This window comes from Rathayibacter sp. PhB186, assembly GCF_003751825.1.
Classification (GTDB): Bacteria; Actinomycetota; Actinomycetes; order Actinomycetales; family Microbacteriaceae; genus Rathayibacter; species Rathayibacter festucae.
Genome location: NZ_RJKO01000001.1, coordinates 1,369,519 through 1,394,953, shown reverse-complemented (window position 1 = coordinate 1,394,953; position 25,435 = coordinate 1,369,519). Strand labels below are relative to the sequence as shown.

Sequence of the window (25,435 nt, the reverse complement as noted above, 5' to 3'; positions counted from 1 at the left end):
GGTCTGGACCCCTGCTCCTCCGAGGCCCGCGGGTACACTCGGGGGACCATGACAGACACGCTCGCTCCCCAGGTTCCCACGTCGGCCGTCCCCCAGGAGCGTCGCGTCGCGACCGAGATCCCGGGGCCGCGATCGAGGGCCCTGCACGAGCGCCGCCTCGCCGTCGTCCCCACCGGAGTCGGCACCGCGCTGCCCGTCTACATCGACCGCGCGCACGGCGCGATCCTCGTCGACGTCGACGGCAACCAGTTCATCGACCTGGGCGCCGGCATCGGCGTGACGACGATCGGCCACACCGACGACGCGGTCGTCGCCGCCGCCACCGCGCAGCTCGGCCGCCTCACCCACACGCTCTTCACCGTCACGCCCTACGAGCCGTACATCCGCGTCGCGGAGCTGCTCGGCGAGCACACCCCCGGCGACCACGCGAAGAAGACCGTGCTGGTCAACTCCGGCGCCGAGGCCGTCGAGAACGCGGTCAAGATCGCCCGCAAGCACACCGGCCGCCCCGGCGTCGCGGTGCTGGACCACGCCTACCACGGCCGCACGAACCTGACGATGGCGATGAACTTCAAGGCGCTCCCCTACGGACTCGGCTTCGGCCCGTTCGCGAGCGACGTCCACCGCGCGCCGAGCTCATACCCCTACCACGACGGCCTCTCGGGCGCCGAGGCGGCCGAGCAGACGATCTCGTACCTCGAGAAGACGGTGGGTGCCTCCGCGCTGGCCTGCCTCGTCGTCGAGCCCGTCCAGGGCGAGGGCGGCTTCATGGTCCCGGCGCAGGGCTTCCTGCCCGCACTGCAGGAGTGGTGCACCGCGAACGGCATCGTCTTCGTCGCGGACGAGATCCAGTCGGGCATGGCCCGCACCGGCGCCTGGTTCGCCAGCGAGCACTTCGGCCTCGTCCCGGACCTGGTGCTCTCGGCCAAGGGCATCGCAGGCGGCCTGCCGCTCGCCGGCGTCACCGGCCGGGCCGAGATCATGGACTCCGCGCAGGCCGGCGGCCTCGGCGGCACCTTCGGCGGCAACCCCGTCGCGGCGGCCGCCGCCGTCGCCGTCTTCGAGCGGATCGAGCAGGACGGCCTCCTCGCCGAGGCCGACCGGATCGGCGCCCGCCTCGGTGCCGCGCTGCACGCCCTGCAGGAGCGCTACGACATCATCGGCGACGTGCGCGGCATCGGCGCGATGATGGCGATCGAGCTCGTCGAGCCCGGGACCGCGCAGACGACCAAGCGACCGAACACCGCGGCGGTCGCCACGATCATCGACTACGCCGCCAAGCACGGAGTGCTCGTGCTCAGCGCCGGCACCTACGGCAACGTGGTGCGCTTCCTCCCCAGCCTCGCCCTCACGGACGAGCTGCTGGACGAGGCCGTGGCCGTGCTCGGCGAGGCGTTCGCGACCCTCTGAGCCCCGCCCGCTCCGTCGACGGCCCGGCCCCTCCGCCCAGGAGGCGCCGGGCCGTCGGGCAAGATGGGGGGATGTCCGCAGGTACCTTCACCCTCGCCGAGTCCGTCGAACTGGCGGTGGTCGAGCGCTCCGGCTTCGTCGAGTCGCGCCACGCCGGGTCGGCCGTGCTCCTCGACTCCGACGGCCGCGTCGCCCGCACGCTGGGCACCCCGACGGCGCCGGTCCTCCCCCGCTCCTGCCTGAAGCCCTTCCAGGCCCTCGCCGTGATGACCGCCGGCGTCGAGCTGAGCGGGGCGGAGGCGGTGATCGCGACCGCGAGCCACGCCGGCATCCCCCAGCACGTCGCCCTGGTGCAGAACCTGCTCTTCCGCGCGGGGCTCGACCACACCGCCCTGCAGTGCCCGGCCGACTGGCCGAGCGACTCGGCCTCGCGCACCAAGCTGCTGCGCGCCGGAGCCAGCGCGGACCCGCTGTACATGAACTGCTCCGGCAAGCACGCGGCGATGCTGCTCGCCTGCGTGCAGAACGGCTGGAGCACCGACGACTACCTCGAGCGCTCGCACCCGCTGCAGCAGCACATCGTGGACACGATCGAGCGTCTGACCGGCGAGCGGATCGCCGGCTCGGCCGTCGACGGCTGCGGCGCGCCGGTGCACGCACTGCCGCTGACCGCGCTGGCGAAGGGGATCTCGCGGATCGTCTCCTCCTCCCCCGCCTCCCCGTTCGGTCTCTACCGGCAGGCGGGCGTGCTCACCGAGGCGATCCTCGAGAACGCGTGGGCCCTGGACGGGCCGGGTCGCGACAACACCGTCGTGATCGAGCGGCTCGGCCTGGTCGCGAAGCTCGGCGCGGAGGGAGTGCTCGTGATGGCCTCGCCCGACGGAACGACGGTCGCGCTGAAGATCCTCGACGGCAGCCTGCGCGCCGCCACGGTGGTCGCGCTCAAGCTGCTGGTGGAGGCGGGCACCGTCGATCGCGCCGCGGCGAACGAGGTGCTGGTGCGGCTCAATCCGGTCGTCACCGGCGGCGGCAAGCCGGTCGGCGCGGTCCGCGCCTCCTACGTCTGATTCGCGGGGGCACCGCCGGAGCGGCCGGGCGCGCCGCTACTGCTGCCTCGCCAGCCGCTTCGCCCGGGCGGCCGCCGACACCTGCGTGACGACGACGATGAGGATCGCCAGCACGAACACCGCCGAGGCGATCACGTTCGCCTCGGCGGGGATGCCGCGGGCCGCCGCGATGTAGATGTACTTCGGGAACGTGGTGACGGACCCGGAGTTGAAGTTCGTGATGATGAAGTCGTCGAAGCTCAGCGCGAACGAGAGCAGAGCCGCCGCGAGGATGCCGGGCAGCAGCAGCGGGAAGGTGATCCGCCAGAAGACCTGGGCCGGTGAGGCGTAGAGGTCGCGCCCCGCCTCCTCGAGCCGGGGGTCGAGGCTCGCGACACGGGCCTTCACCGTCACCACGACGAAGCTGATGCAGAACATCGTGTGCGCCAGGATGATCGTGACCAGGCCCTTCTCGGTGCCGAGCGCGAGGAACTGGGCGGCGAGTCCGGCGCCGAGCACCACCTCTGGAGTGGCCATCGGCAGGAACAGCAGCAGGCTGATCGCCGAGCGGAACCGGAAGCGGAACCGCACGAGTGCGATGGCGATCATCGTCCCGAGTGCGGTGGCCAGCACCGTCGCGACGACGCCGACCAGCAGGCTGTTGCCGAACGCCGTCATCACCTCCTCGCTCGTCCAGGCCGAGACCCACTTGTCGAAGGTGAAGCCCCGCCAGGCGAGGTTGCTCTTGCCCGAGTCGTTGAACGAGTAGACGAAGGTGTAGCCGATCGGGATCAGCAGGAAGATCAGGGCGAGGGCGGTGTAGATCCCGAGCCCGAGGCCCTTGAAGCGGCGGGGGCCTCGCACCGGCGCGGGAGCGGGTGCTCCCAGCGCCTCCTGGGCGCTCGCGACGGGGCGGTCGGCGGTGGCGGTCACAGGAGGTCCTCCGTTCCACTGCGCTTCACGTAGAAGCCGACGATGACCAGGATCACGGCCATCAGCACGATCGAGAGCGCGGCCGCGGCCGGATAGTTCTCGAGGGTGAGGAAGTTCGCCTCGATCGCGTTGCCCACCATCGAGGTCTGCGACGAGCCGAGGAAGTCCCGGCTCGCATTGATGTAGTCGCCCGCGGCCGGGATGAAGGTGAGCAGCGTGCCCGAGACGATGCCGGGCATCGAGAGCGGCACCGTGACCTTCCAGAACACCGAGGCGGGGTGCGCGTAGAGGTCGGAGCCGGCCTCGAGCAGCCGGGTGTCCAGCCGCTCCAGCGTCGTGTACAGCGGCAGGGTCATGAAGGGGATGAAGTTGTAGGTGATGCCGAAGACGACGGCGATCGGAGTTCCCGTGAGGTGGCCGTCGGAGGGCAGGATCGCGACGGTCTTGAGCGCCTGCACGAGCGGGCTCTCGTCGGCGAGGATCTGCTTCCACGCGAGCGTGCGCAGCAGGAAGCTGATGAAGAACGGGGCGATCACCAGCGTCAGCAGCAGGTTCTGCAGCAGCGGCCACGGCCGCGCCTTCACCCCGATGAAGTAGGCGAGCGGGTAGCTGATGACGAGCGCGAGCACCGTGGCGATCAGCGCGTAGCCGAAGGAGCGGATCGCGTGCGGCCAGTAGTCGGCCATCACGACGAGGTAGTTCTGCCAGGCGAAGCCCGGCGCGTACTCGCCGATGTCGCCGTCCGGCACCTCGACCTGGAACGAGGTCAGCACGAGCGAGATCAGCGGCGTCAGGAAGAAGAGCAGCATGTAGACGATGCCCGGCAGCAGGAGCACCAGGGCGATCGTCGACCGCCGGCGGACCGGCGGATCGAGCGTGTCGGCAGAGCCGGTCGCGAACGCTGCGAAGGCCATGCCTACGCCCCTCCGGAGCGTCCGGCGAGCAGCCCGCGCTTCTGCAGGGCGATCGAGCGGGTGGAGTCGTCGGCGGCGAAGCGGGGCACGGTGCCCGGCTCGTCGGCCAGACCGAAGCCGTGCTCGATGCTCCAGCTGACCCAGACCTGCGCGCCCTCGCCGACGACCGGCCCGAAGACCATGTTCTGGGCGAAGACGACGATCGAGCCGAGCGTCGGGATCTCGATCGTGTACTGGGTGCTGACGCCGCTGAAGGAGACGTCGACGACGCGCCCCGGGCCCAGCACGTTGCGGTCCGGCGAGTCGGCCGGCGCCTCCGTGAGCAGCTGGAGCTTCTCGGGGCGGACGCCGATGGTCATCTCCCCGGACTCGCGAGCGGCACGGGCGGTGGGCACGACGATCCGAGCGTCACCGGCCGCGATCGTCAGCGCGGTGGCGGTCGAGCCGACGACCTCGCCGGTGAAGAGGTTCGACTGGCCGAGGAAGTTCGCGACGAAGACCGTCCGCGGGAGCTCGTAGAGCGCCTCGGGGGCGCCCATCTGCTCGATCCGGCCCTTGTTCATCACGGCGACGGTGTCGGCCATGGTCATGGCCTCCTCCTGGTCGTGCGTGACGTGCAGGAAGGTGAGGCCGACCTCCTCCTGGATCGACTTCAGCTCGAGCTGCATCTGGCGGCGGAGCTTGAGGTCGAGCGCGCCGAGCGGCTCGTCGAGGAGCAGGAGCGCGGGGCGGTTGACGATGGCCCGGGCGAGGGCGACCCGCTGCTGCTGCCCGCCCGAGAGCTGAGCCGGGCGGCGCTGGGCGAGGTGGTCGAGCTCGACCAGCCGGAGCGCCTCGTGCGCCTTGCCCACCGGGTCGTCGATCCGCCGGCGCTTGAGACCGAAGGCGACGTTCTCGAGGATCGACATGTGCGGGAACAGCGCGTACGACTGGAAGACCGTGTTGACGGGGCGCTGGAACGTCTTGGTGGCCGTCACGTCCTTCCCGCCGATGAGGATCCGGCCGGCGCTGGGCTCCTCGAGGCCCGCGACGAGCCGCAGGGTGGTCGTCTTCCCGCAGCCCGAGGGTCCGAGCAGGGCGAAGAACGAGCCCGCGGGGATCGTGAGATCCAGCGAGTCGATGGCGGTGAAGCCCGGGTACTGCTTGCTGATCCCGACCAGCTCGAGGTCGGCGCCGCGCTCGGCGAAGGTTCCCATCGCCATCAGATGCCCAGCAGCACTTTCTGGAACTCGGCCTGGTAGTCCTTCTCCTCGTCCGCGGTGAGCGTCCGGAAGATGTGGGACTGCGCGAGCGTGTCCTCGTCGGGGAAGATCAGCTGGTTCTCGGCCAGCTCCGGGTCGATGCTCTCCATGGCGTCCTTCGCTCCGTCGACGGGGGTGATGTAGTTGACCCAGGCGGCCACCTCGGCGGCGACCTCCGGCTCGTAGTAGTAGTTCATCAGCGCTTCCGCGTTGGCCTTGCGCTGGGAGCCCATCGGCACGACGAAGGTGTCGTTCCACAGGGTGCCGCCGGAGTCGGGGAGCGCGAACTCCCACTTGTCGCCGGCTTCGGTGTTGATCAGCGTGATGTCGCCCGACCAGCAGATCGCCGCGAGGGTGTCCTCGTTCTGCAGGTCGTTCAGGTACGCGTTGCCCTTGATGTTGCGGATCTGGCCCTCGTCGACCTGCTTCCGGAAGACGTCGATCGCGTTCATGAATTCGTCGTCCCCCCAGGAGCCGGCGATGTCGGTGCCCTGGGCGAGCATGATCAGCCCGATGGTGTCGCGCATCTCGCTGAGCACGCCGACCCGGCCGCGCAGTGCCGGGTCCCAGAGGTCCTCGACGCTCGCGAGTCCGTTCGGCAGCTTCTCCTTGTTCCAGCAGATCCCGGCGAAGCCGGCCTGGAACGGGAGGGAGCGGTGGCGGCCCGGATCGAAGTCCGGGTTCGCGAGCGAGGGGGTGAGGTTCGCGATGTTCGGGATGTTCGCGTGGTCGAGCTCCTGGATGTAGCCGCGCCGGGCCAGCCGAGGGACCATCCACTCGGTCAGGCAGACGGTGTCGGCGCCGATGTACTGGCCGAGCGCGAGCTGGTCCTTGACCTTGCCGTAGTAGGAGTTGTTGTCGTCGACCGCGACGTTGTAGGTGACGGAGATGCCGGACTGCTCCTCGAACGCCGTCAGCGTCGGGTAGCCGCCGTCGTCGTCCTCGTCGAGGTAGGCCGGCCAGTTGTCCCAGACCAGTCTCGGATCGGAGGCGGACTCGTCGACGGCGGCGGTGGGGGCGGCCCGCGAGACCGGGGCGCAGCCGGCGAGCGCCAGCGCGCCGACGCCGAGCCCGAGGCCGCCGAGGACCGCGCGCCGCGAGAGCATCGCGCGCCGCTCCCGCTCGCGGGATCGTGCGACGGCGATGGCCTCGCGGAGGACGGGGTCCCTCGGGAGAGGACGGGTCATGGCTGCGGCTCCTGACTGCGTCGGTGCTCGGGCCCACCGGCGTGAACGTGGGGAAATACTGGCACAGTGCTCGGACGTCTGTCGATGACGGACGGAGGAGATCGGTGATCTGGAAACATGATTGTCACGAAATCCGCGCTCCGAGGGCTCTCCGACCACGGATTCCTCCCGTTCGGAGCCGATGGTCAGGACGCCGGGGCGTCCGGCCAGCGCGCACGACGAAGACGGTCGTCCACCAGGAGCAGCACCCTGTCGCCCGCGCAAAGAGGTGCCGGCGGGAGCGGACCCAGCACGACCCGCGCCTCGGCCGGGGGGAGGTCGAGCACGACGGGCGCACCTGCGCGGAGGCGGGCGAGGAGCGCCCTCGCCACGGACCACTCCGCGACCGACCCGAGGATCACCGCCCCGGCCGGAGGCAGTCCGTCCACCACCGCCGGGACCGGGAGCGCGGGGACACCGGCCGCGGTGAGCCTCGCCCGCAACGCTCCCGCGCGGTTCGTCAGGACGGCGGTGGGCTCCTCGCCCGTCGGCACGACCGGCACGGCCGCCGGACGCCTGCCCGACGGCGACGGCGGCGGCGCGAAGACCTGGATCCGCTCCCCGCGCCACCAGCCGCCGCCCGGGGGCAGGTCGCCGCGGTACGGCTCGCCGTGCAGCGCGAGCAGCTGGTGCTCCTGCCGGTGTGCGGCGCGCAGCAGCAGGACGTCGTCGAAGGAGTCCCGGAGACCGGCGAGACCGTCGGTCGCCCGGCGGGCGGTGGCGACGATCGGCTCCCCGCCGGAGCGGAGCGCCGTCTGCAGGGCGTCGAGGAGTCGCCGGCGCTCGTCCTCGGTGCAGCGTCGCAGCAGCAGATCCAGGTCGTCGAGCAGGAGCGGACCGGACGGCCCCTCCTCGGCGACGATCGCGTCCCAGGCCCCCTCGGCGTCGAGCGGGCCGACCGTGCGAGCGCCGAGCTGCGCGGCGACCGTGCGGAGCGCGCCGCTGCGACCGGAGCCCGCTGCTCCGAGGACGAGGAGGGAGCGGTGATCGAGGTGGACGACGTCCTGGCGCTGCTCGGCCGGGCGGTCGACGACGCCTAGCGCGATCCGGCCCGTCCGCCGGTGCTCCGGCAGGGGGATTCGGTCGGGCAGCGGGTCGAGCCAGGGCCGGTGCGCCGGGGCCGACCCGGCGCCGCTCCGCCTCGCCCTGGCGATGTCGTCCTCCTGCGCGAGGGCCGCCTGGATCAGCTGGCCGCGTCCACCGATCGACACCACGCACCGACCCGCCGCGCGGTGCGGGATCCGCGCGGCGGCGTCCGAGCCGATCAGTGCTCGCGAGTCGGCGGCGTCGTGCACCCGGAGCGCGATCCGGAGACCGCAGTTCGCCGCGACCGCGTCGCGGACGACGCCGACCGGCCGCTGGGTGCAGAGCACGAGGTGGACGCCGAGCGAGCGCCCGCGCGCGGCGATGTCGGCGAAGGTGCGGTGCAGCTCCGGTGCGCGCTCCAGCACGACCGCGCACTCGTCGACGACGACGACCAGCCGGGCGAGCACACCGGGTGCCAGCCGGGCGATGTCCGGGACGCCGCGCTCGGCGAGGACCACCTCGCGACGCCGCAGCTCGGCGGCGATGCTGGTGAAGGCGCGGAGAGCCCCCTCGGTGTCGAGATCGGTGATCACCCCGGTCACGTGCGGGAGGGGCCGGAGCGCGCTGAACCCCGCGCCGCCCTTGAAGTCCGCGAGCAGGAACGTCACGGCGGTCGGCGGGTGCCGGATCGCCAGTCCCACGACCCAGGCGATCAGGAGCTCGCTCTTGCCGCTCCCCGTCGTCCCGCCGACCACGGCGTGCGGCCCGTCGCGGACCAGATCGATCTCGATCGGGCCGCTCGGCGTCCGCCCCAGCAGCACCGGGAGGCCCGTGCCGTCGTCGGGTCCGTCCCGGTCACCGAGGTCGGAGAGCAGCACCGTCCCCGGGAGCTCCGCCGGTCCCACGCCACGGGCGGCGGCGAGCGACTCGGCGTAGCCGCGCGCCTGCTCCGCGGCCACGAAGTCGACGACCAGCGGCTCCGTGGTACCGGGCCCTCTCCGGCCGACGACGCTCGCGACGCCGGCTCCGCCGAGCTGCACGATGCAGCGGCACCGCTTCGGCAGCTCGGCCGCCGTGCCGGCGAGGGCGAGGACGGCGTCCGCCTCGGTCGCCGCGTCCTCCTCCAGGACGGCGAGGGTGAGCGGCGCGCCGACCGACCGCGTGTGCGGGAGAGCGCGGAGGCAGCGCCAGCCGGTTCCGGCCGGCAGCTCGATGCGGAGGGCTTCCGGCGCCACGAGCTCCGCGATCTGCACCAGGAGCCCCCGCACCAGCGCGCGGGTGAGGACGGCGGGGCCGACGACGCCGATCCCCGAGGACATCCCTGCCAGCAGCACCTCCCCGTCCTCCCATGCGCCCTCGCCGGTCCCCCTCGCCCGACCGAGCACGACCTCGAGTCCCGCCGCCGGCCGGCGCCAGCGGGCGTCCGCCGGGACGCGCTGCTCGAGGACGTCGAGCGGGAGCGGCGACGCGCGGCGGAGGGCGGCGAGCTCCTCCGACCGCGCCTTGGCCGTCGCGACGGTGTGCTCCGCGAGCTCCCGGGAGTAGCGCTCCGCCTCCCGCCGCGCGGTGCGACGACGGAGACGGGCCGCGTCGAGGAAGGAGGCGAGCGCGATCACGGGCCCGAGAGCGGCGAGGGCCAGCGTGTACGGCGACGAGGTCAGCGCGTACAGCACGAGGGACGACACCACCGGGGTCAGCGCCGCGATCCACGGGAACGGCGGCCGCGGCGGCGTGCTCGGCGGAGTGGGCGGCAGGAGCCGTGCCCGGGGGTGCTGGATCGTCATCCGACCAGCGAAGCGGACGCCGGCCGCGCGCGGTGGGTCAGCGGGTGATCGGTGGACGGTTCGAGGCTGTGGAGGAGCCGTCGACCCGCTCCACCGCCATCTCCACCGAGGACAGCAGGAGCCTGCTGCCGATCTTCGCACGGTAGCGGCGGCCCGCCTCGAGCGGGAGCGGAGCCTGCGTCGGGGCGACCAGCACGGTGCCGTTGGCCGACCAGCGATCGCTGACCCACAGGCCGCCCTCGTCGAAGCCGAACTCGAGGTGCGTCTTCGAGAGCGAGCGCGTCGGATCGGGGACTGCGAGGATGTGCCGGAAGGTCTCGCCCGCATCCGGCAGCGGCTGTCGGCCGATGAGACCGCTGCCGGTGACGATGGCGTGCTGCCCGGAGGCGAAGATCAGCTTCACGAGCCCCTGACTCGGCGGCGCCATGGGCGCCCCGGGAGCGGGCCGCCGGTGCCGGCCCGGCGCGAGACCGGGGAGCCAGGCACGGCGCGAGGGGTCGAGGACGGTGGTGTCGCCGGTCGACGCGGGGCGGGAGGCGCCGGGAGTCGCGTGCGAGGCCACCGAGGTGCCGCACTCTCCGCAGAGGATCGCCCCGGGATCGAGGGTGGAGCCACACGTGCTGCAGATCACCGAGACCACCCCTCCTCGACCCATGCTACCCGGGGCTCCGGCGGGCCTCCCGGGTCCTCGATCAGTCGCTCTCGCCGGTGACGGCGAGCACGTCGACGACGATCACCGTCACGTTGTCGCGTCCGCCGTTGCCGAGCGCCGCCTCGACCAGTCCGTCGGCGGCGTCCTGGGCCGTCTCCGCGGTGGAGAGCACGTGCTCGAGGCCCGCGTCCGTGAGCTCCTTGGTGAGCCCGTCCGAGCAGATCAGCAGCCGCGACGGGGCGATGACGGGAACCAGGCGGTAGTCGGGGACGGGCGGCTCGTGGAAGCCGACCGCCCTGGTGATCACGTTGCTGTGGGGGTGCACGTCGGCCTCGTCCCGGGTGATCAGGCCGGCATCGACGAGCTCCTGGACGATCGAGTGGTCGACCGTCAGCTGGACCAGGGCGCCCTGGACGCAGAGGTAGACGCGCGAGTCGCCGATGTTGAAGACGGACCAGTAGGGCTCGCCGCCCACGGCGGTCAGTGCCGCTCCGGTGACGGTGGTCCCGGTTCCGCCGTCGGCGGTGCGCGACTGGCGGGCGATGTCGTCCACGGCCTCACGGAGTGCGCGGTCGATCTCCTCCGCTCCCACGGTGCTGCCGGTCGCGGCGAGGGAGAGCCGGGACACGACGGCGTCGCTCGCCACCTCTCCGGCCGCGTGACCGCCCATCCCGTCGGCGACGGCGAAGAGCGGTGTCTTCGCGAGGTAGCTGTCCTCGTTGGCGCTGCGCACCAGGCCGACCTCGGTGCGCGCCGCCCAGCCGAGGGTGACCTCCGCGGAGGGCGTGTCCGAGGACCAGGCCGAGACGGGGACGGTCACCGACGCTCGGCTGCGGCCGATCTGCGTCATCGCGTCTCCTCGCCTCCGCCGGCTCCGCGCATGCGGGCCGATCCCTCCGATGCTAGCGGCTGTGCGAGCACTGGAGACGCCCGCTCAGCGGCGCTCCGCAGCGCCCCCGCGGAGGATCGGACCGACCGTCCCCCGCGTGGGCGAGAGCGCTTCCGCGACAGTGGATTCCGTCATCCGGGACGCCTCGCCGATGCGGATTCACTTGCCGGGCCCCGCCGAGGCTGCCAGGATCATCGCATGAGCCCCTCCCGCCCTCCTGCGCCGCGCCCGCTCCAGCTCGACGACGTGTCCAAGGCGATCATCGAGCAGCTGCAGGCCGACGGCCGGCGCTCCTACGCCGAGATCGGCAAGGCGGTCGGGCTCAGCGAGGCGGCGGTCCGCCAGCGGGTGCAGAAGCTGACCGAGTCGGGCGTGATGCAGATCGTCGCCGTGACCGACCCGATGCAGCTCGGCTTCTACCGCCAGGCGATGATCGGGGTCCGCGTCACGGGGGACACCAGGGTGGTGGCGGACAGCCTCGCGGCGATCCCCGCCGTCGACTACGTGGTGCTGACGGCCGGCACCTTCGACATCCTCGCCGAGGTCGTCTGCGAGAACGACGACGACCTGATCGCCCTGCTCAACCAGGAGATCCGGTCGCTCCCGGGGGTGCTCTCGACCGAGACCTTCGTCTATCTGAAACTCCACAAGCAGTTCTACAACTGGGGAACGCGGTAACCGATGACCACAGAGACAGCATTCTCGAGCCAGGGCCTCGCGTCCGGCGATCCGGTGAAGGGCGAGGACGCCCCCGCCGGCTTCGACGACGCGGCGCTGCAGAAGAAGGCCAAGGACCACCTCTGGATGCACTTCACCCGGCAGTCGGTGATGGACTCCGGCGCGGGGGTCCCCATCATCACCCGGGGTGAGGGCCATCACATCTGGGACAGCACGGGCCGGAAGTACTTCGACGGACTCTCCGGGCTCTTCGTCGTCAACGCGGGCCACGGCCGGCGTCGGCTCGCGGAGGCCGCGGCCAAGCAGGCGGCCGAGCTCTCGTTCTTCCCGCTCTGGTCCTACGCGACGCCCTCGGCGATCGAGCTCGCCGACCGTCTCGCGGATCACGCACCGGGCGACCTCAACCGCGTGTTCTTCTCGACCGGTGGCGGTGAGGCCGTCGAGACGGCCTTCAAGCTGGCGAAGCACTTCTGGAAGCTCCAGGGCAAGCCGGGCAAGCACAAGGTGATCTCGCGCTCGGTCGCCTACCACGGCACCCCGCAGGGCGCCCTGGCGATCACCGGCATCCCGGCGATGAAGGCGATGTTCGAGCCGATCGTGCCCGGTGGCTTCCGCGTGCCGAACACCAACTTCTACCGCGCGCCCCAGCACGGCGACGACCTGGAGGCCTTCGGCGTCTGGGCCGCGGACCGCATCGAGGAGATGATCGAGTTCGAGGGCCCCGAGACGGTCGCGGCCGTCTTCCTCGAGCCGGTGCAGAACTCCGGTGGCTGCTTCCCCCCGCCGCCCGGCTACTTCCAGCGGGTGCGCGAGATCTGCGACCGGCACGACGTGCTCCTCGTCTCGGACGAGGTGATCTGCGCCTTCGGGCGGATCGGCCACATGTTCGCCTGCGACGAGTACGGCTACGTGCCGGACATGATCACCTGCGCGAAGGGCATGACCAGCGGCTACTCCCCCATCGGCGCCACCATCGTCAGCGACCGCATCTACGAGCCCTTCCGGCACGGCGAGGTCTCCTTCCCGCACGGCTACACCTTCGGCGGGCACCCCGTCTCGGCCGCGGTCGCGCTGGAGAACCTCGACATCTTCGAGGAGGAGAAGCTCAACGAGAACGTGCGGGAGAACTCGCCGCTCTTCCGCTCCACGCTCGAGAAGCTGCTCGACCTGCCGATCGTCGGCGACGTCCGCGGCGCGGGCTACTTCTTCGGGATCGAGCTGGTCAAGGACAAGACGACCAAGGAGACCTTCGACGCCGAGGAGTCCGAGCGCCTGCTCCGCGGCTTCCTCTCGAAGGCGCTCTTCGACGCCGGCCTGTACTGCCGGGCGGACGACCGCGGCGACCCCGTCGTGCAGCTCGCGCCGCCGCTCACCATCGGACCGAAGGAGTTCGACGAGATCGAGCAGATCCTGCGCTCCGTGCTGACGGAGGCCTGGGCGCGACTCTGACGTGCTCGTGTGCGCCGCCGGAGGGACTGGCGGCGCGCACGAGCACGCCGGACGCGCCTCACGCGGCACGGCGGCCCTCGGCGGCCCACGGGCACGGCTCGCCGCCCTCGAGAGCGGCTGCGAGGATCCGCGAGTCGTGATCGTGCGGGTCGAGGCGGACCGCCTCCCGCGCGAGGAGCGCCGCTGAGCGGATCGACCCCGACGACCAGTGGAGCGTGGCGAGCAGGACCAGCAGCGGTCCCCGCTCGGTCCCCGGCGCCGCCGCGGCCGCGTGCGCGATGAGCCCGATGACGGACGGCGCAGCGGCGCGGTCGGGAGAGGCGACGAGTCGGATCACCCGCTCCCGCCCTTCCCGCCGTTGCGCACCGACGATGAGCGCGGCGAGCGCGCGGGTCCGCGGCTGCCAGGGACGACCCGCGGCTGCACGCAGCAGAAGGGACTCGACGTCGGCCGTCACCGCCTCGGGGAGACGAGCGCGCGGGTGCCGGTCGAGCAGCGCGTCCACCTCCGCCGCGATAGCCAGCGCCTCCCCTCGGTCGACGGCGGGCAGCAGTTCCGCCGAGGGGGTCGCGCCGGACGTCCCGCGGACCGTCGTTCCGCTGCCCGGTCGGCGCGGGCGGCGCGGGCCGGCGGGGACGAGCACCTCCACGGCGATTCCGAGCTCCTGCGCTCGACTGCTCAGCGCGCCGATCAGCGCACCGGCGGACGGAACGCGTCGGCCGCAGGAGAACAGCACGATTACCAGGCACTCCACACGCCCGAAGCGCCCGAGGGCCCCGATCCAGGCCCGAGCAGCTCGTGTCGGATCGCCGACAGCGAGGTCGAAGCGGAGGGCGCCGGTGGGCGTCCCGCCCCTCACCGGGAGGAGGACGACGCTCTCGTGGGGCGGATGCCCGAGCAGGCGAGGGATCGCCGCGAGCACGGCGCTGTGATCGACGGGGTGGACTTGAGGCGATGCAGTGGATGTCATGCGGCAACGGTGGCGAGCCCGGCGTCGCTGCGGGGCGGGGCCCACGGCGACCGGAAGACAGATCGCCGGAACGCCGCCTGTGGAGGACGCAGGCCCACCGCGCCCGGACGCGCGCACACCTGCTGATCGACCGGCCGCAGCCGATCGCGCGGACATGCTGGTCGAGTAGCCCCGCAGGGGCGTATCGAGACCCGCCCACCGTCAGCACGGCGGGACTGCGAGACCGGTGGATCTCGACGCGCCCGTTCCGTCCTCCACAGGCCGCCGAGCTGCGAAGCCGTCCACCGATGTCCGATTCCCGCCGGTCGCCCACGTGGGCCGCGGCTACTCTCGTGGCATGAGAACGACTCCCCTGCACGTGCGTCGCACCGTCAGCCCCCTCGGCCGGATCGAGGTCGGCAGCGACGGCGAGTCGATCGTCTCGCTCGCGATCGAGAACGGCGGAACCCTCCCGCACGACCACCTGCCCGACAGCTCGCTCCCCGTCCTCTGCACCGCGGTCGACCAGCTCGATGCGTACTTCGCCGGCGAGCGGCGCACCTTCGACCTGCCGCTGCTGCTCCGTGGAACGCCCTTCCAGCTGGAGATCTGGGGAGCGCTCCAGGGGATCGGATTCGGCGAGATCACCTCCTACGGTGCCCTCGGGCAGGCGACGGGACGGCTCCGCTCCGGTCGGCCCATCGGCGGCGCCGTCGGCGCGAACCCGATCCCGATCCTCGTCGGCTGCCACCGTGTGCTGGCCGGAGACGGCCGGATCACCGGCTTCAGTGCCGGCGAGGGCGTCGCCACGAAGGCCTGGCTGCTCGATCACGAGGGGATCGCGCACCGATGACGGCCGAGAACGGGCTGATCACCGACGCGGACGGGACCGTCCGCTGCGGCTGGAGCGGCGACGACGTCGAGTACCGCCGCTACCACGACGAGGAGTGGGGCGTCCCCCTGCACGGAGACCGGCCGCTCTTCGAGAAGATCTGCCTCGAGGGCTTCCAGGCGGGGCTCTCCTGGATCACCATCCTCCGCAAGCGGCCTCGGTTCCGCGAGGTCTTCCACGGCTTCGATCTCGACGTCGTCGCAGCGATGGACGCGGACGACGTGGACCGCCTGATGGACGACGCCGGCATCATCCGCAGCCGCCCCAAGATCCTCGCGACCATCGGCAACGCGCAGGCGGCCGTCGCCCTGCGCGAGCGCGACGGCGAGGGCGCGATCGACCGCCTGGTCTGGTCGTTCGAGGAGGACGCCCCGCCCGGCCGCATCGTCCGCCCCGCCGACGTCCCGACCTCCACTCCGGCGTCCCTCGCGCTCTCGAAGGCGCTCCGGAAGGCCGGCTTCCGCTTCCTCGGTGCGACGACCATGTACGCCCTGCTGCAGTCGGCCGGCGTCGTCGACGACCACCTCACCGGGTGCTTCCGCGCCCGCTCCTGACGCTACGCTCAGGCCGAGCGCACGACGAGATCCAGCTCGCCGCTGCCGGCGTTCGGCGCCAGCTCGAACCCGCGGGACGCCGCCCACTCGATCAGCTCGGCGAGGGAGTCGGTCTCGACGCCGTCCTCCGCGAGCGCGCGGACGAAGAGACCCTTGCCCTGCTTGTTGAAGTGGTTCAGGTTGCGCAGCTGCCCCATCGCGTCGCGCGACCGCACCCGGACGAAGAAGCGCCCCTCCCCCGGCTGCAGCGGCCCGAGCGCCGCGTAGGACTCGCTGCGCAGGTCGAGGACGAGACCCGGGAGCGCCGACAGCTCGCGCCCCGCCTCGGCAGCCCACCAGCGCTTGAGCGGCATCCCGGGGATACGCGAGTCGTGCGACAGCCGGTAGGCGGGGATGCCGTCGAGGCCCCGGACGGGACCCCAGAGCGCGGACTGCACCACGACGATCCGGCCGAGGACGCCGCGCGCCCCGGCCGAGAGCGACGCCGCCTCGAGCGCGTCGAACAGCACACCGTCGAAGCGGTCCACCGCGGGCATCGCCGGCGCGGTCGGCAGTGCCGCGTTGCGCTCGATCTCGCCGAGCTGCCGGGGACCGAGCTTCAGTGCGCGGGCAGCCGCGTCCCGGTCGCCGGCGAGCGCGACCAGCGCGTCGCGCAGGGCGACGCGACGATCGGTCAGCCCCGGGAACGACAGCTCCTCGACCCGGAACTCGGCCGATCCGCCGTCGCGCTTGGTCTCGGACGGGGGAAGCAGGACGTGCACGGGACTCCTCGGGAGGACGGCGTGCGAGAGCGCACGCGGGGAACGCGGCGAGGGGACGCCGCGCACGACGGAGGGGCCGGGCGATCGCGATGATCACCCGGCCCCTCCGGTCGCCGCTCGAGGCGGCGGGTCGTCAGACCAGCGCGGCCTCGCGGGCCACGACGGTGACGACGTCGTTCTCGACGGACAGGAAGCCGTCGTCCGCCTGCGCGGTGATCCGAGTCCCGTCGGCGGCCGTGACGCGCACCTCACCGGAGGCGAGGATCGCGAGCATCGGCTCGTGACCGACCAGGATGCCGATCTCGCCCTCGACGGTGCGAGCCGAGATCTGCTTGGCCTCGCCCGCCCAGACCTCCGCGTTCGCGGAGACGACGCTGACCTTCAGGAACGCGGCCATGATCAGCCGTTCTCCTTCTGGATCTGGGCCCACTTCTCCTCGACGTCCGTGATCGGGCCGACGTTGAAGAACGCCTGCTCCGCCACGTGGTCGAACTCGCCGCGGGCGATCGCGTCGAACGACTCGATGGTGTCCTTCAGCGGGACGGTCGAGCCCTCCACGCCGGTGAACTTCTTCGCCATGTAGGTGTTCTGAGAGAGGAACTGCTGGATCCGGCGCGCACGCGACACCGTGATCTTGTCCTCCTCGGAGAGCTCGTCGACGCCGAGGATCGCGATGATCTCCTGCAGCTCCTTGTTCTTCTGCAGGATCTGCTTGACGTTCGTGGCCACGCGGTAGTGGTCGGCACCCAGGTAGCGGGGGTCGAGGATGCGCGAGGTCGAGGTCAGCGGGTCGACGGCCGGGTAGAGGCCCTTCGACGCGATCTCACGGGAGAGCTCGGTCGTCGCGTCGAGGTGCGCGAACGTCGTGGCCGGCGCCGGGTCGGTGTAGTCGTCGGCGGGGACGTAGATCGCCTGCAGCGAGGTGATCGAGTGTCCGCGCGTCGAGGTGATGCGCTCCTGGAGCACACCCATCTCGTCGGCGAGGTTCGGCTGGTAGCCCACCGCGGAGGGCATGCGGCCCAGGAGGGTCGACACCTCCGAGCCGGCCTGGGTGAAGCGGAAGATGTTGTCGATGAAGAGCAGCACGTCCTGCTTCTGCACATCGCGGAAGTACTCCGCCATCGTCAGCGCGGAGAGCGCGACGCGGAGGCGGGTTCCCGGCGGCTCGTCCATCTGGCCGAAGACGAGGGCCGTCTTGTCGAAGACGCCCGCCTCCTCCATCTCGGCGATGAGGTCGTTGCCCTCACGAGTGCGCTCGCCGACACCGGCGAACACGGACACTCCACCGTGGTCCTGCGCGACGCGCTGGATCATCTCCTGGATGAGGACGGTCTTGCCGACGCCCGCTCCGCCGAACAGGCCGATCTTGCCGCCCTGCACGTACGGAGTGAGGAGGTCGATGACCTTGATGCCGGTCTCGAAGAGCTCGGTCTTCGACTCGAGCTGGTCGAACGCCGGGGGCTTGCGGTGGATCGGCCAGCGCTCGGTGATCTCGAACGACTGTCCGTTGATCGTGCCGTCGGCGTCAGCGTTGAGCACCTCGCCGATCACGTTGAAGACCTTGCCCTTGGTCACGTCGCCGACCGGGACCGAGATCGGCAGGCCGGTGTCGTGGACCTCCTGGCCGCGGACGAGTCCGTCGGTCGGGTTGAGCGAGATGGCGCGGACGAGGTCGTCGCCCAGGTGCTGCGCGACCTCGAAGGTCAGCTTGGACGAGACGCCCTCGACCTCGACGTGCGTGTAGAGCGCATTGTAGACCTCGGGGATCGCGTCGTGGGGGAACTCGATGTCAACGACGGGGCCGGTGACGCGGGCGATACGGCCGACGGCCCCGCCCGGAGTCCCGGTCGCCGCCTCAGGTGCGGTCAGTGTCATTGCTTCTTCCTTCTGTGGTCTCACCGCACCCGGAGGGCGGAGGCTTCGTGTCGGGGAGGTGCGCCGTCTACTTCGAGGACGACAGGGCGTCGGCGCCGCCGACGATCTCGGCGATCTGCTGCGTGATCTCGGTCTGGCGCGCGTTGTTGGCGAGCCGGGTGTACGTCTTGATGAGCGTGTCGGCGTTGTCGCTCGCCGACTTCATCGCCTTCTGGCGCGCCGCGTGCTCGGACGCCGCCGACTGCAGCATCGCGTTGAAGATGCGGCTCTCGACGTAGACCGGCAGGAGGCGGTCGAGGACAGTCTCGGGGTCGGGCTCGAACTCGTAGAGCGGGTACAGATCGGTGTTCTGATCCTCGGCGCCCTCGACGACCTCGAGCGGCAGGAGCCGGACGACGGTCGGCTGCTGGGTGACCATGCTGACGAAGCGGTTGTACACGAGGTGGATCTCGTCCACTCCGCCCTCTTCGTCGTCGAGGTTGTAGGAGTCGACGACCGCGTCGGCGATCTCCTTCGCCGTCTCGAACACCGGCTGGTCGGTGCCGCCCGTCCAGATGCGGACGCTCGGGCGCCGGCGGAACGAGAAGTACGCGTTCGCCTTGCGGCCGACCAGGTAGAAGACGACCTCCTTGCCCTCGCTGCGCAGCAGCGAGGCCAGCTCCTCCGCCTCCTTGAGCACGCTCGAGGAGAACGCGCCCGCGAGGCCGCGGTCGGAGGTGAAGATCACGATCGCGGCCGTGTCGAGCTTCTCGCGCTCGGTCGTGAGCGGGTGCTCGACGTTCGAGTAGGTCGCGACGGCCGACACGGCGCGCGTGATGGCGTTCGAGTACGGAGCCGCGGCGGCGACGCGGTTCTGCGCCTTCTGGATGCGCGAGGCCGAGATCAGCTCCATGGCGCGGGTGATCTTCTTGGTCGTCTGGGCCGAGCGGATCTTCGACCGGTAGACCCGGAGTTGCGCTCCCATGTGTCTCCTGTTGTCCTTCTCTGAATCGTCAGGGGGCCGCTGTTAGCGACGGCCCTTGACGATCTTCTCCTGGCCGACCTCGTCGGCCGAGATCGCCTTGTGCTCCTCGCGCCCGACCGAGGCGAGCGGCTTGCCCTCACCGGTCTGGAACTCGAGCTTGAAGCCGTCGACGGCACGGTGCAGCTCGGCGACGGTGTCGTCGGAGAGCACGTTGGTGTCGCGCAGCGTGGAGAGGACCTGCGTGTTGCGGCCCAGGTAGTCGAGCAGCTCGCGCTCGAAGCGCAGCACGTCGGGGACGGGGACCTCGTCGAGCTTGCCGTTCGTTCCGGCCCAGATCGAGACGACCTGCTCCTCGACGGGGTACGGCGAGTACTGCGGCTGCTTGAGCAGCTCCGTGAGGCGGGCGCCGCGGGCGAGCTGACGGCGCGAGGCGGCGTCGAGGTCCGAGGCGAACATCGCGAACGCCTCGAGCGAGCGGTACTGCGCCAGCTCGAGCTTCAGCGTTCCGGAGACCTTCTTGATCGACTTGACCTGGGCGTCACCGCCGACTCGCGACACCGAGATGCCCACGTCGACCGCCGGACGCTGGTTCGCGTTGAAGAGGTCGGACTGGAGGAAGATCTGGCCGTCGGTGATCGAGATCACGTTGGTCGGGATGTACGCCGAGACGTCGTTCGCCTTGGTCTCGATGATCGGGAGGCCCGTCATCGAGCCGGCGCCGAGCTCGTCGGACAGCTTCGCGCAGCGCTCCAGCAGGCGGGAGTGCAGGTAGAAGACGTCGCCGGGGTACGCCTCGCGTCCCGGCGGGCGGCGCAGGAGGAGCGACACGGCGCGGTAGGCCTCGGCCTGCTTCGACAGGTCGTCGAAGATGATCAGGACGTGCTTGCCGCCGTACATCCAGTGCTGGCCGATGGCCGAGCCGGTGTAGGGGGCGAGGTACTTGAAGCCGGCGGGGTCCGAGGCGGGGGACGCGACGATCGTCGTATACTCCATCGCTCCGGCGTCCTCGAGCGCGCCCTTCACCGAGGCGATGGTCGAGCCCTTCTGGCCGATGGCGACGTAGATGCAGCGGACCTGCTTGTTCGTGTCGCCGGACTCCCAGTTGGCCTTCTGGTTGATGATCGTGTCGATCGCGATGGCCGTCTTGCCGGTCTGGCGGTCGCCGATGATGAGCTGGCGCTGTCCGCGGCCGACGGGGATCATCGCGTCGATGGCCTTGATGCCGGTCTGCAGCGGCTCGTGGACCGACTTGCGCGACATGACGCCGGGCGCCTGGAGCTCGAGGGCGCGGCGGCCCTCGGAGGCGATGTCGCCGAGTCCGTCGATCGGGTTGCCGAGCGGGTCGACGACGCGGCCGAGGTAGCCGTCGCCGACAGGAACGGAGAGGACCTCGCCGGTGCGGGTCACCTCCATGCCCTCCTCGATGCCGGAGAACTCGCCGAGGACGACGACGCCGATCTCGTTCTCGTCGAGGTTCTGGGCGAGGCCCAGCACGCCGTTGGAGAAGCGGATCAGCTCGTTCGCCATGACGCCGGGGAGTCCCTCGACGTGGGCGATGCCGTCGGCGGCGTCGATGACGTAGCCGACCTCGGTGGTGGACGCCTTGCCCGGCTCGTACGACGAGACGAAGTCCTTCAGCGCGTCGCGGATCTCATCCGGGCTGATGGTGATATCTGCCATGGGAATTCCTATTCGTTGGGTCCGTGCGAGCCGAAGCGGTCGTCGGGGCCTGACCTGGGTGGTGCGGAGGTCGGAGGCGGCGCGAGCCGCTCCCTGAGGATACGTGCGTCCGTCAGGACGCGAGCTGGAGCTTCAGGTCGGACAGCCGCGCCGAAACGGAGCCGTCGATGACCTCGTCGCCGACGTGCAGTCGCATGCCGCCCAGGAGGGAGGGGTCGACCAGGACGTTGACGGAGACCGGGCGGCCGTACTGGCGCGTGAGCGCCGAGCGGAGCCGGTCGAGCTGCTCGGGGTGCAGCGGAGCCGCGACCGAGACCGTGGCGAGGGTGAAGCCGCCCTGGTCGGCGACGACGCCCGCCGCGAAGCGGACGAGCTCGGGGATGCGGCGACCGCGCGGGTGCGCGATCAGCTGGCGGAGGACGGCGAGGGTCTCCGCGGAGGCCTTGCCCTCGAGGAGGCGCTGCACGAGCGCCACCTTCGAGTCCGCCGCGGCGAGCTTGCTGCCGAGCGCGAGCTCGAGCTGAGCATCCGACGCCACGACGGCGCCGAAGGTCTGCAGCTCGGTCTCGAGCGAGACGCCCTCCGGAGTGGCGGACGCGATCGCACGGACCCCGACCTCCTCGATCCCGGCGATCAGATCGCTCGGGCTCGACCAGCGGTGGCCCACGACGACGGTCAGCAGGCGCTTGGCCGGCTCACCGAAGGGTGCGAACACCCGGGCGACGAGGGCCTGTCTGCTGCCCGCGTCGGTGCTCGGGTCGGACAGGACCGTGCGCAGCTGCGCCTGCCCGTCGATGACCCGGGCCGCCTCGAAGAGCTGCCGGGCGGTGTCGAGGGACGCCTGGCCGCCGAGGGCGGAGAGCTCCGCCTTCGCCGACGCGAGTGCCTGCCTGGACGCGCTGCCCATCAGCTGTTCGCCTTCTCCGAGGCCTCGAGGTCGGCGAGGAAGCGGTCCACGATCGCGGACGCCTTCGCGTCGTCGTTGAGGCTCTCGCCGATGACGCCGGAGGCGAGATCGATGGCGAGGGTTCCGACTTCGGAGCGCAGAGCGACGACGGCCGACTGGCGGTCCGCCTCGATCTGGGCGTGCGCGTTCTGGAGGATGCGCTCGGCCTCGACCTGCGCCTGCTCCTTCTTCGCCGCCACGATCGCGTTGCCGTCGGCGTTCGCCTTCTCGCGGATCACTCCGGCCTCGGCGCGGGCCTCGGCCAGCTGAGCGGTGTACTTCTCGAGTGCGATCTCAGCCTGTCGCTGGGCCTCGTCGGCCTTCGCGATGTTCCCCTCGATCGCGGCGGAGCGCGCGTCGAGCATCGTCTGGATGCGCGGCAGGACCAGCCTCCAGAAGAAGAACAGCAGGATGAGGAAGATCACCCCCGACCAGAAGAAGTCGTAGAACTCCGGGATCAGAATGACCGCGGGGACGTCACCTTCTTCCGCAGCGATGTTCACAGCGGTGCTGAACACGACTACGCCGCGAAGATGAAGTAGGTGGCGAGACCGATGAGCGCGAGCACCTCGGTGAACGCGATGCCGAGGAACATCGTGGTCTGGAGGCGGCCGGCCATCTCGGGCTGGCGCGCCATGGCCTCGACGGTCTTGCCCGCGACGATGCCGACACCGATGCCGGGGCCGATCGCTGCGAGGCCGTAACCGACCGTCGCGATGTTGCCGGTGAGTTCGGCGAGAACGGTGACTGAGTCCACGAGTGGGTCCTTTCAGTGGGGTGATCGTGTGAACGGGCGGGAGCCCGTGAGTAGTGGGGTCAGTGCTCCTCGGCGACGGCCAACTGGATGTAGACCGCAGCGAGGAGAGTGAAGATGTAGGCCTGCAGCACGGCGACCAGCAGCTCGAAGAGCGTGAAGGCCCCGCCGAAGGCGAAGGTCACGACACCGAAGAGCTTGAACCCCGGGTCGATCTGCGAGCTGAAGAGGAAGAACTGCGTGGCCGAGAAGCACAGCACCAGGAGCAGGTGCCCGACGATCATGTTCATCACGAGCCGCAGCGCGAGCGAGAGCGGACGGATGATGAACGTCTGCAGCAGCTCGATCGGCGTGAGGATGAAGTAGATCAGGAACGGGGCTCCGGGCGGGAAGAGGGCGTTCTTGAAGAAGCCCATCCCCCGGTCCTTGATGCCGGCGTAGATGAAGGTGACGTACGCGACCAGGCCGAGGAAGAGGGGCATGCCCACGACCGACGTTCCCGCGATGTTCAGGAACGGGACGATGCCGGTGAGGTTCATCGCGATGATCGCGAAGAAGATCGTCACCAGGATCGGCAGGAAGCGGCGCGCGTCCTTCTCGCCGAGGATGTCCTTCGCGATCGTCACGCGGACGAAGTCGAAGGCCATCTCCACGACGCTCTGGAAGCGTCCCGGGACGATGCGCATCTTGCGCGTCCCGAGGTAGAAGAACAGCATCAGTGCGATGACCGCGATGAAGCGGACCAGCATGACGCGGTTGATCTCGAAAGGGGTTCCCTCGAAGAGGAAACCGGGCGGGAAGAACTCGGAGATCGACGGGGTGTGGAAGTCACTCTCACCGGTCGAGGACGAGACCAACAGGGTCACAGCGTTAGCAAACAGCGCTAGCTCCTGGAATTCGGGGCGTGGCACGTGGCAGACGAACGACGTGAATCGTTCGGACGCAACGCTCTCGCGACGACGAAAGGTGGGGTATTCCGCTCGGACGGCGTTCGCACTCGGCGGTCGACATCAACGATGAGACGACCTGAGGACGGGCACACGTCGCCTGCGGGGATTGGACCCTACTGTAGCAACAGAACGGCCTGAGAGCCGAATCGTGATCCTCTCAGACGCCACTCGGGCGGCGCTCATCGGGCGATGTCGCTGACGTTCGCCATGCGCGAGCGCGAGACGACGAGGACGTCGATCACGAGCGAGCCGAGGACGGCCGCGATGATCGTGACGAACATCGCGGTGCTGTTCAGCCACGGCTGGTCGCGCAGCACGAGGGCCGCGATCACGAAGAGGACGAACTTGGCGAGCCAGGTGCCGAGCACCACGGCGAAGAAGCCGCCGATGTCCATCCGGTTGGCGACGAGGATGCTGGCGGCGGTGAGCGCCACCATGACCCCGCCGACGACGGCGCCGATCAGAGCACCGATGGCGCCCTCCCCGCCGGCGGCGAGGAATCCGACGATCGCGCCGACGACGGCCAGAGCGAGGACGAAGACGCCGCCGACGGCGAGCGTGCGCCGGAGGACGGGCACCGAGGCGGGCTGGGGGCGGGGGGCGGCCGGGGAGGCTCCGGTCATGATGCTTCTTTCCGCGCCTGGTGCGGCGCTGTCGTGTCGCGACCGAGCGGGAGCCCGATCGGCGGACGGCGCGTGTCGGTCTCGGACGCGCGGTCGAGGGGGTCGAGGACGGGGGACGCCTCCGCCGACTGCGCCGCCGCCTCGAGCCGCTTGCGGCGGCTGAGCGGGAGGAGCGTGACGACGGTGCAGGCGAGCAGCCCGATCGCGAGGAAGGCGAGCGGCACCCAGAGCACGTCGACGACGAACATCAGCAGGCAGCTGAAGGCGACGACCGCCGTCCAGGCGTAGAAGATCAGCACGGCGTGCAGGTGCGAGTGCCCCATGTCGAGCAGCCGGTGGTGCAGGTGCTTGCGGTCGGCGCTGAACGGCGACTTGCCCGCGCGCAGTCGCCGGATCACCGCGAGGCCGAAGTCCATCAGCGGGACGACCAGGATCGCGAACGGCAGGATGATCGGGATGAACGCGGGCAGCAGCTCCTTCGCCGCGAGCTGCGAGGGGTCGATCTGCCCCGTGACGGCGATGGCCGACGTCGCCATCAGCATGCCGACGAGCAGCGCTCCCCCGTCGCCCATGAACATCTTCGCCGGGCGCCAGTTGATCGGCAGGAAGCCCGCGCAGGCGCCGACGAGGACGACCGCGATCAGCGAGGCGAGGTTGAAGTAGTCCGTCGGCGACGTCTGCTGCACCAGCAGGTAGCTGTAGAGGAAGAACACGCCGTTGGCGATCAGCGCGACCCCGGCGACGAGGCCGTCGAGACCGTCGATGAAGTTCAGGGCGTTGGTCACGAGCACGATCGCCAGCACGGTGATGATCAGTGACATCCAGGGCGAGCCGACGGTGAGGCCGCCGATCGGCAGCGAGACGATCTGCACGCCCTTCCAGGCGATCAGCCCCGCGGCGATCATCTGCCCCGCGAGCTTCGTCGTCCAGTCCAGGTCCCAGATGTCGTCGGCGACGCCGATCAGGACGATGAGGAGGCTCGCGCCGAGGATCGCGAGGATCGGCTCGGGGTTGGCGAACACCAGCCGGAAGTAGGGCAGCTGCGAGGCGATGCCGAAGCCGACGAGGATCCCGAGGAACATGGCGATCCCGCCCAGGCGCGGGGTCGGCCGGGTGTGCATGTCGCGCACCCGGATCGCCGGGTAGAGCCGGTACCGCAGGCTGAGTTTCCAGATGACCCACGACAGCCCGCAGGTCACGACCGCGACCGCGAGCGAGACCAGGACGAAGGTGATCATC

At 70.8% G+C, this 25,435-nt stretch carries 25 protein-coding genes; 6 read left to right on the top strand and 19 right to left on the bottom strand.

Annotated elements, in window-relative coordinates; translation table 11 throughout:
* Positions 1 to 48 precede the first annotated feature (48 nt).
* Together gabT and EDF45_RS06525 are read left to right on the top strand one after the other, a co-directional pair.
* Entirely contained in the window at positions 49 to 1,410 is a 1,362-nt protein-coding gene (gabT, locus tag EDF45_RS06530) for a 4-aminobutyrate--2-oxoglutarate transaminase (RefSeq protein WP_123735373.1), read from the top strand.
* A 71-nt stretch (positions 1,411 to 1,481) separates the two neighbouring features.
* Positions 1,482 to 2,477, top strand: coding sequence for an asparaginase (locus tag EDF45_RS06525; protein ID WP_123732045.1), 996 nt, complete (start codon positions 1,482 to 1,484; stop codon positions 2,475 to 2,477).
* A 36-nt stretch (positions 2,478 to 2,513) separates the two neighbouring features.
* On the opposite strand, the gene EDF45_RS06520 is transcribed toward EDF45_RS06525, so the two are convergent.
* The 7 genes from EDF45_RS06520 to EDF45_RS06495 all read right to left on the bottom strand — a co-directional run bounded on the left by EDF45_RS06520 (position 2,514) and on the right by EDF45_RS06495 (position 11,082).
* A complete protein-coding gene (locus EDF45_RS06520; RefSeq protein WP_243646240.1) occupies positions 2,514 to 3,281 on the bottom strand; it encodes an ABC transporter permease in 768 nt (255 codons plus the stop codon).
* A 104-nt stretch (positions 3,282 to 3,385) separates the two neighbouring features.
* Complete coding sequence (locus tag EDF45_RS06515; RefSeq protein ID WP_123732044.1) at positions 3,386 to 4,303, bottom strand: ABC transporter permease; 918 nt, start codon at positions 4,301 to 4,303, stop codon at positions 3,386 to 3,388.
* Positions 4,304 to 4,305: 2 nt separating this feature from the next.
* Positions 4,306 to 5,505 carry an ABC transporter ATP-binding protein gene (locus tag EDF45_RS06510; RefSeq protein ID WP_123735372.1) on the bottom strand — a complete coding sequence of 400 codons (1,200 nt, stop codon included), beginning with the start codon at positions 5,503 to 5,505 and terminating at the stop codon, positions 4,306 to 4,308.
* The gene (locus tag EDF45_RS06505) at positions 5,505 to 6,731 is read right to left on the bottom strand and encodes a PotD/PotF family extracellular solute-binding protein (protein ID WP_123735371.1); all 1,227 of its coding nucleotides are present in this window, start codon (positions 6,729 to 6,731) and stop codon (positions 5,505 to 5,507) included. The genes EDF45_RS06510 and EDF45_RS06505 overlap by 1 nt, the downstream gene beginning before the upstream one ends.
* A gap of 185 nt (positions 6,732 to 6,916) precedes the next feature.
* Positions 6,917 to 9,580, bottom strand: coding sequence for an FtsK/SpoIIIE domain-containing protein (locus tag EDF45_RS06500; RefSeq protein ID WP_185020103.1), 2,664 nt, complete (start codon positions 9,578 to 9,580; stop codon positions 6,917 to 6,919).
* Between the two features lie 37 nt (positions 9,581 to 9,617).
* Complete coding sequence (locus tag EDF45_RS21175) at positions 9,618 to 10,142, bottom strand: hypothetical protein (RefSeq protein WP_165909011.1); 525 nt, start codon at positions 10,140 to 10,142, stop codon at positions 9,618 to 9,620.
* A gap of 130 nt (positions 10,143 to 10,272) precedes the next feature.
* The gene (locus EDF45_RS06495; RefSeq protein WP_123735369.1) at positions 10,273 to 11,082 is read right to left on the bottom strand and encodes a PP2C family serine/threonine-protein phosphatase; all 810 of its coding nucleotides are present in this window, start codon (positions 11,080 to 11,082) and stop codon (positions 10,273 to 10,275) included.
* Between the two features lie 237 nt (positions 11,083 to 11,319).
* Between EDF45_RS06495 and EDF45_RS06490 the strand changes: the two genes are divergently transcribed.
* Together EDF45_RS06490 and EDF45_RS06485 are read left to right on the top strand one after the other, a co-directional pair.
* Entirely contained in the window at positions 11,320 to 11,799 is a 480-nt protein-coding gene (locus tag EDF45_RS06490; RefSeq protein WP_123445514.1) for an Lrp/AsnC family transcriptional regulator, read from the top strand.
* Positions 11,800 to 11,802: 3 nt separating this feature from the next.
* Complete coding sequence (locus tag EDF45_RS06485) at positions 11,803 to 13,248, top strand: aspartate aminotransferase family protein (RefSeq protein ID WP_123445513.1); 1,446 nt, start codon at positions 11,803 to 11,805, stop codon at positions 13,246 to 13,248.
* Positions 13,249 to 13,306: 58 nt separating this feature from the next.
* Here EDF45_RS06485 and EDF45_RS06480 read toward each other — a convergent pair whose 3' ends face one another.
* Positions 13,307 to 14,218: a DUF4192 family protein gene (locus EDF45_RS06480; RefSeq protein ID WP_185020102.1), complete on the bottom strand. Its 912-nt coding sequence runs from the start codon at positions 14,216 to 14,218 to the stop codon at positions 13,307 to 13,309.
* Between the two features lie 337 nt (positions 14,219 to 14,555).
* On the opposite strand from EDF45_RS06480, the gene EDF45_RS06475 reads away from it, so the two are divergent.
* Both EDF45_RS06475 and EDF45_RS06470 read left to right on the top strand, forming a co-directional pair.
* Positions 14,556 to 15,050 (top strand): methylated-DNA--[protein]-cysteine S-methyltransferase, encoded by a 495-nt coding sequence (locus tag EDF45_RS06475; protein ID WP_123735367.1) that lies wholly within the window; start codon positions 14,556 to 14,558, stop codon positions 15,048 to 15,050.
* Positions 15,047 to 15,643, top strand: a complete 597-nt coding sequence (locus EDF45_RS06470; RefSeq protein WP_123735366.1) for a DNA-3-methyladenine glycosylase I — start codon at positions 15,047 to 15,049, stop codon at positions 15,641 to 15,643. The genes EDF45_RS06475 and EDF45_RS06470 overlap by 4 nt, the downstream gene beginning before the upstream one ends.
* Positions 15,644 to 15,651: 8 nt before the next feature.
* Here the strand turns inward: EDF45_RS06470 and EDF45_RS06465 are convergent, their stop codons facing one another.
* The 11 genes from EDF45_RS06465 to EDF45_RS06415 all read right to left on the bottom strand — a co-directional run bounded on the left by EDF45_RS06465 (position 15,652) and on the right by EDF45_RS06415 (position 25,434).
* Positions 15,652 to 16,404: a YaaA family protein gene (locus EDF45_RS06465; RefSeq protein WP_123735365.1), complete on the bottom strand. Its 753-nt coding sequence runs from the start codon at positions 16,402 to 16,404 to the stop codon at positions 15,652 to 15,654.
* 133 nt (positions 16,405 to 16,537) lie between these two features.
* The gene (locus EDF45_RS06460; protein WP_123735364.1) at positions 16,538 to 16,801 is read right to left on the bottom strand and encodes a F0F1 ATP synthase subunit epsilon; all 264 of its coding nucleotides are present in this window, start codon (positions 16,799 to 16,801) and stop codon (positions 16,538 to 16,540) included.
* Between the two features lie 2 nt (positions 16,802 to 16,803).
* Positions 16,804 to 18,279 carry a F0F1 ATP synthase subunit beta gene (gene atpD, locus EDF45_RS06455; RefSeq protein ID WP_123445507.1) on the bottom strand — a complete coding sequence of 492 codons (1,476 nt, stop codon included), beginning with the start codon at positions 18,277 to 18,279 and terminating at the stop codon, positions 16,804 to 16,806.
* A 67-nt stretch (positions 18,280 to 18,346) separates the two neighbouring features.
* The gene (locus EDF45_RS06450; RefSeq protein ID WP_123445506.1) at positions 18,347 to 19,243 is read right to left on the bottom strand and encodes a F0F1 ATP synthase subunit gamma; all 897 of its coding nucleotides are present in this window, start codon (positions 19,241 to 19,243) and stop codon (positions 18,347 to 18,349) included.
* Positions 19,244 to 19,285: 42 nt separating this feature from the next.
* A complete protein-coding gene (atpA, locus tag EDF45_RS06445; protein ID WP_123702905.1) occupies positions 19,286 to 20,923 on the bottom strand; it encodes a F0F1 ATP synthase subunit alpha in 1,638 nt (545 codons plus the stop codon).
* 112 nt (positions 20,924 to 21,035) lie between these two features.
* A complete protein-coding gene (locus tag EDF45_RS06440) occupies positions 21,036 to 21,830 on the bottom strand; it encodes a F0F1 ATP synthase subunit delta (RefSeq protein WP_123735363.1) in 795 nt (264 codons plus the stop codon).
* Positions 21,830 to 22,387: a F0F1 ATP synthase subunit B gene (locus EDF45_RS06435; protein WP_243582674.1), complete on the bottom strand. Its 558-nt coding sequence runs from the start codon at positions 22,385 to 22,387 to the stop codon at positions 21,830 to 21,832. Before EDF45_RS06435 ends, EDF45_RS06440 begins: the two co-directional genes overlap by 1 nt.
* Positions 22,388 to 22,389: 2 nt before the next feature.
* Positions 22,390 to 22,626, bottom strand: a complete 237-nt coding sequence (locus EDF45_RS06430) for an ATP synthase F0 subunit C (protein WP_055794702.1) — start codon at positions 22,624 to 22,626, stop codon at positions 22,390 to 22,392.
* A 59-nt stretch (positions 22,627 to 22,685) separates the two neighbouring features.
* Positions 22,686 to 23,489: a F0F1 ATP synthase subunit A gene (atpB, locus tag EDF45_RS06425; RefSeq protein ID WP_123445503.1), complete on the bottom strand. Its 804-nt coding sequence runs from the start codon at positions 23,487 to 23,489 to the stop codon at positions 22,686 to 22,688.
* A gap of 263 nt (positions 23,490 to 23,752) precedes the next feature.
* Positions 23,753 to 24,196 (bottom strand): hypothetical protein, encoded by a 444-nt coding sequence (locus EDF45_RS06420; RefSeq protein ID WP_123735362.1) that lies wholly within the window; start codon positions 24,194 to 24,196, stop codon positions 23,753 to 23,755.
* The gene (locus EDF45_RS06415; RefSeq protein WP_123735361.1) at positions 24,193 to 25,434 is read right to left on the bottom strand and encodes an MraY family glycosyltransferase; all 1,242 of its coding nucleotides are present in this window, start codon (positions 25,432 to 25,434) and stop codon (positions 24,193 to 24,195) included. Before EDF45_RS06415 ends, EDF45_RS06420 begins: the two co-directional genes overlap by 4 nt.
* Position 25,435: the final 1 nt, after the last annotated feature.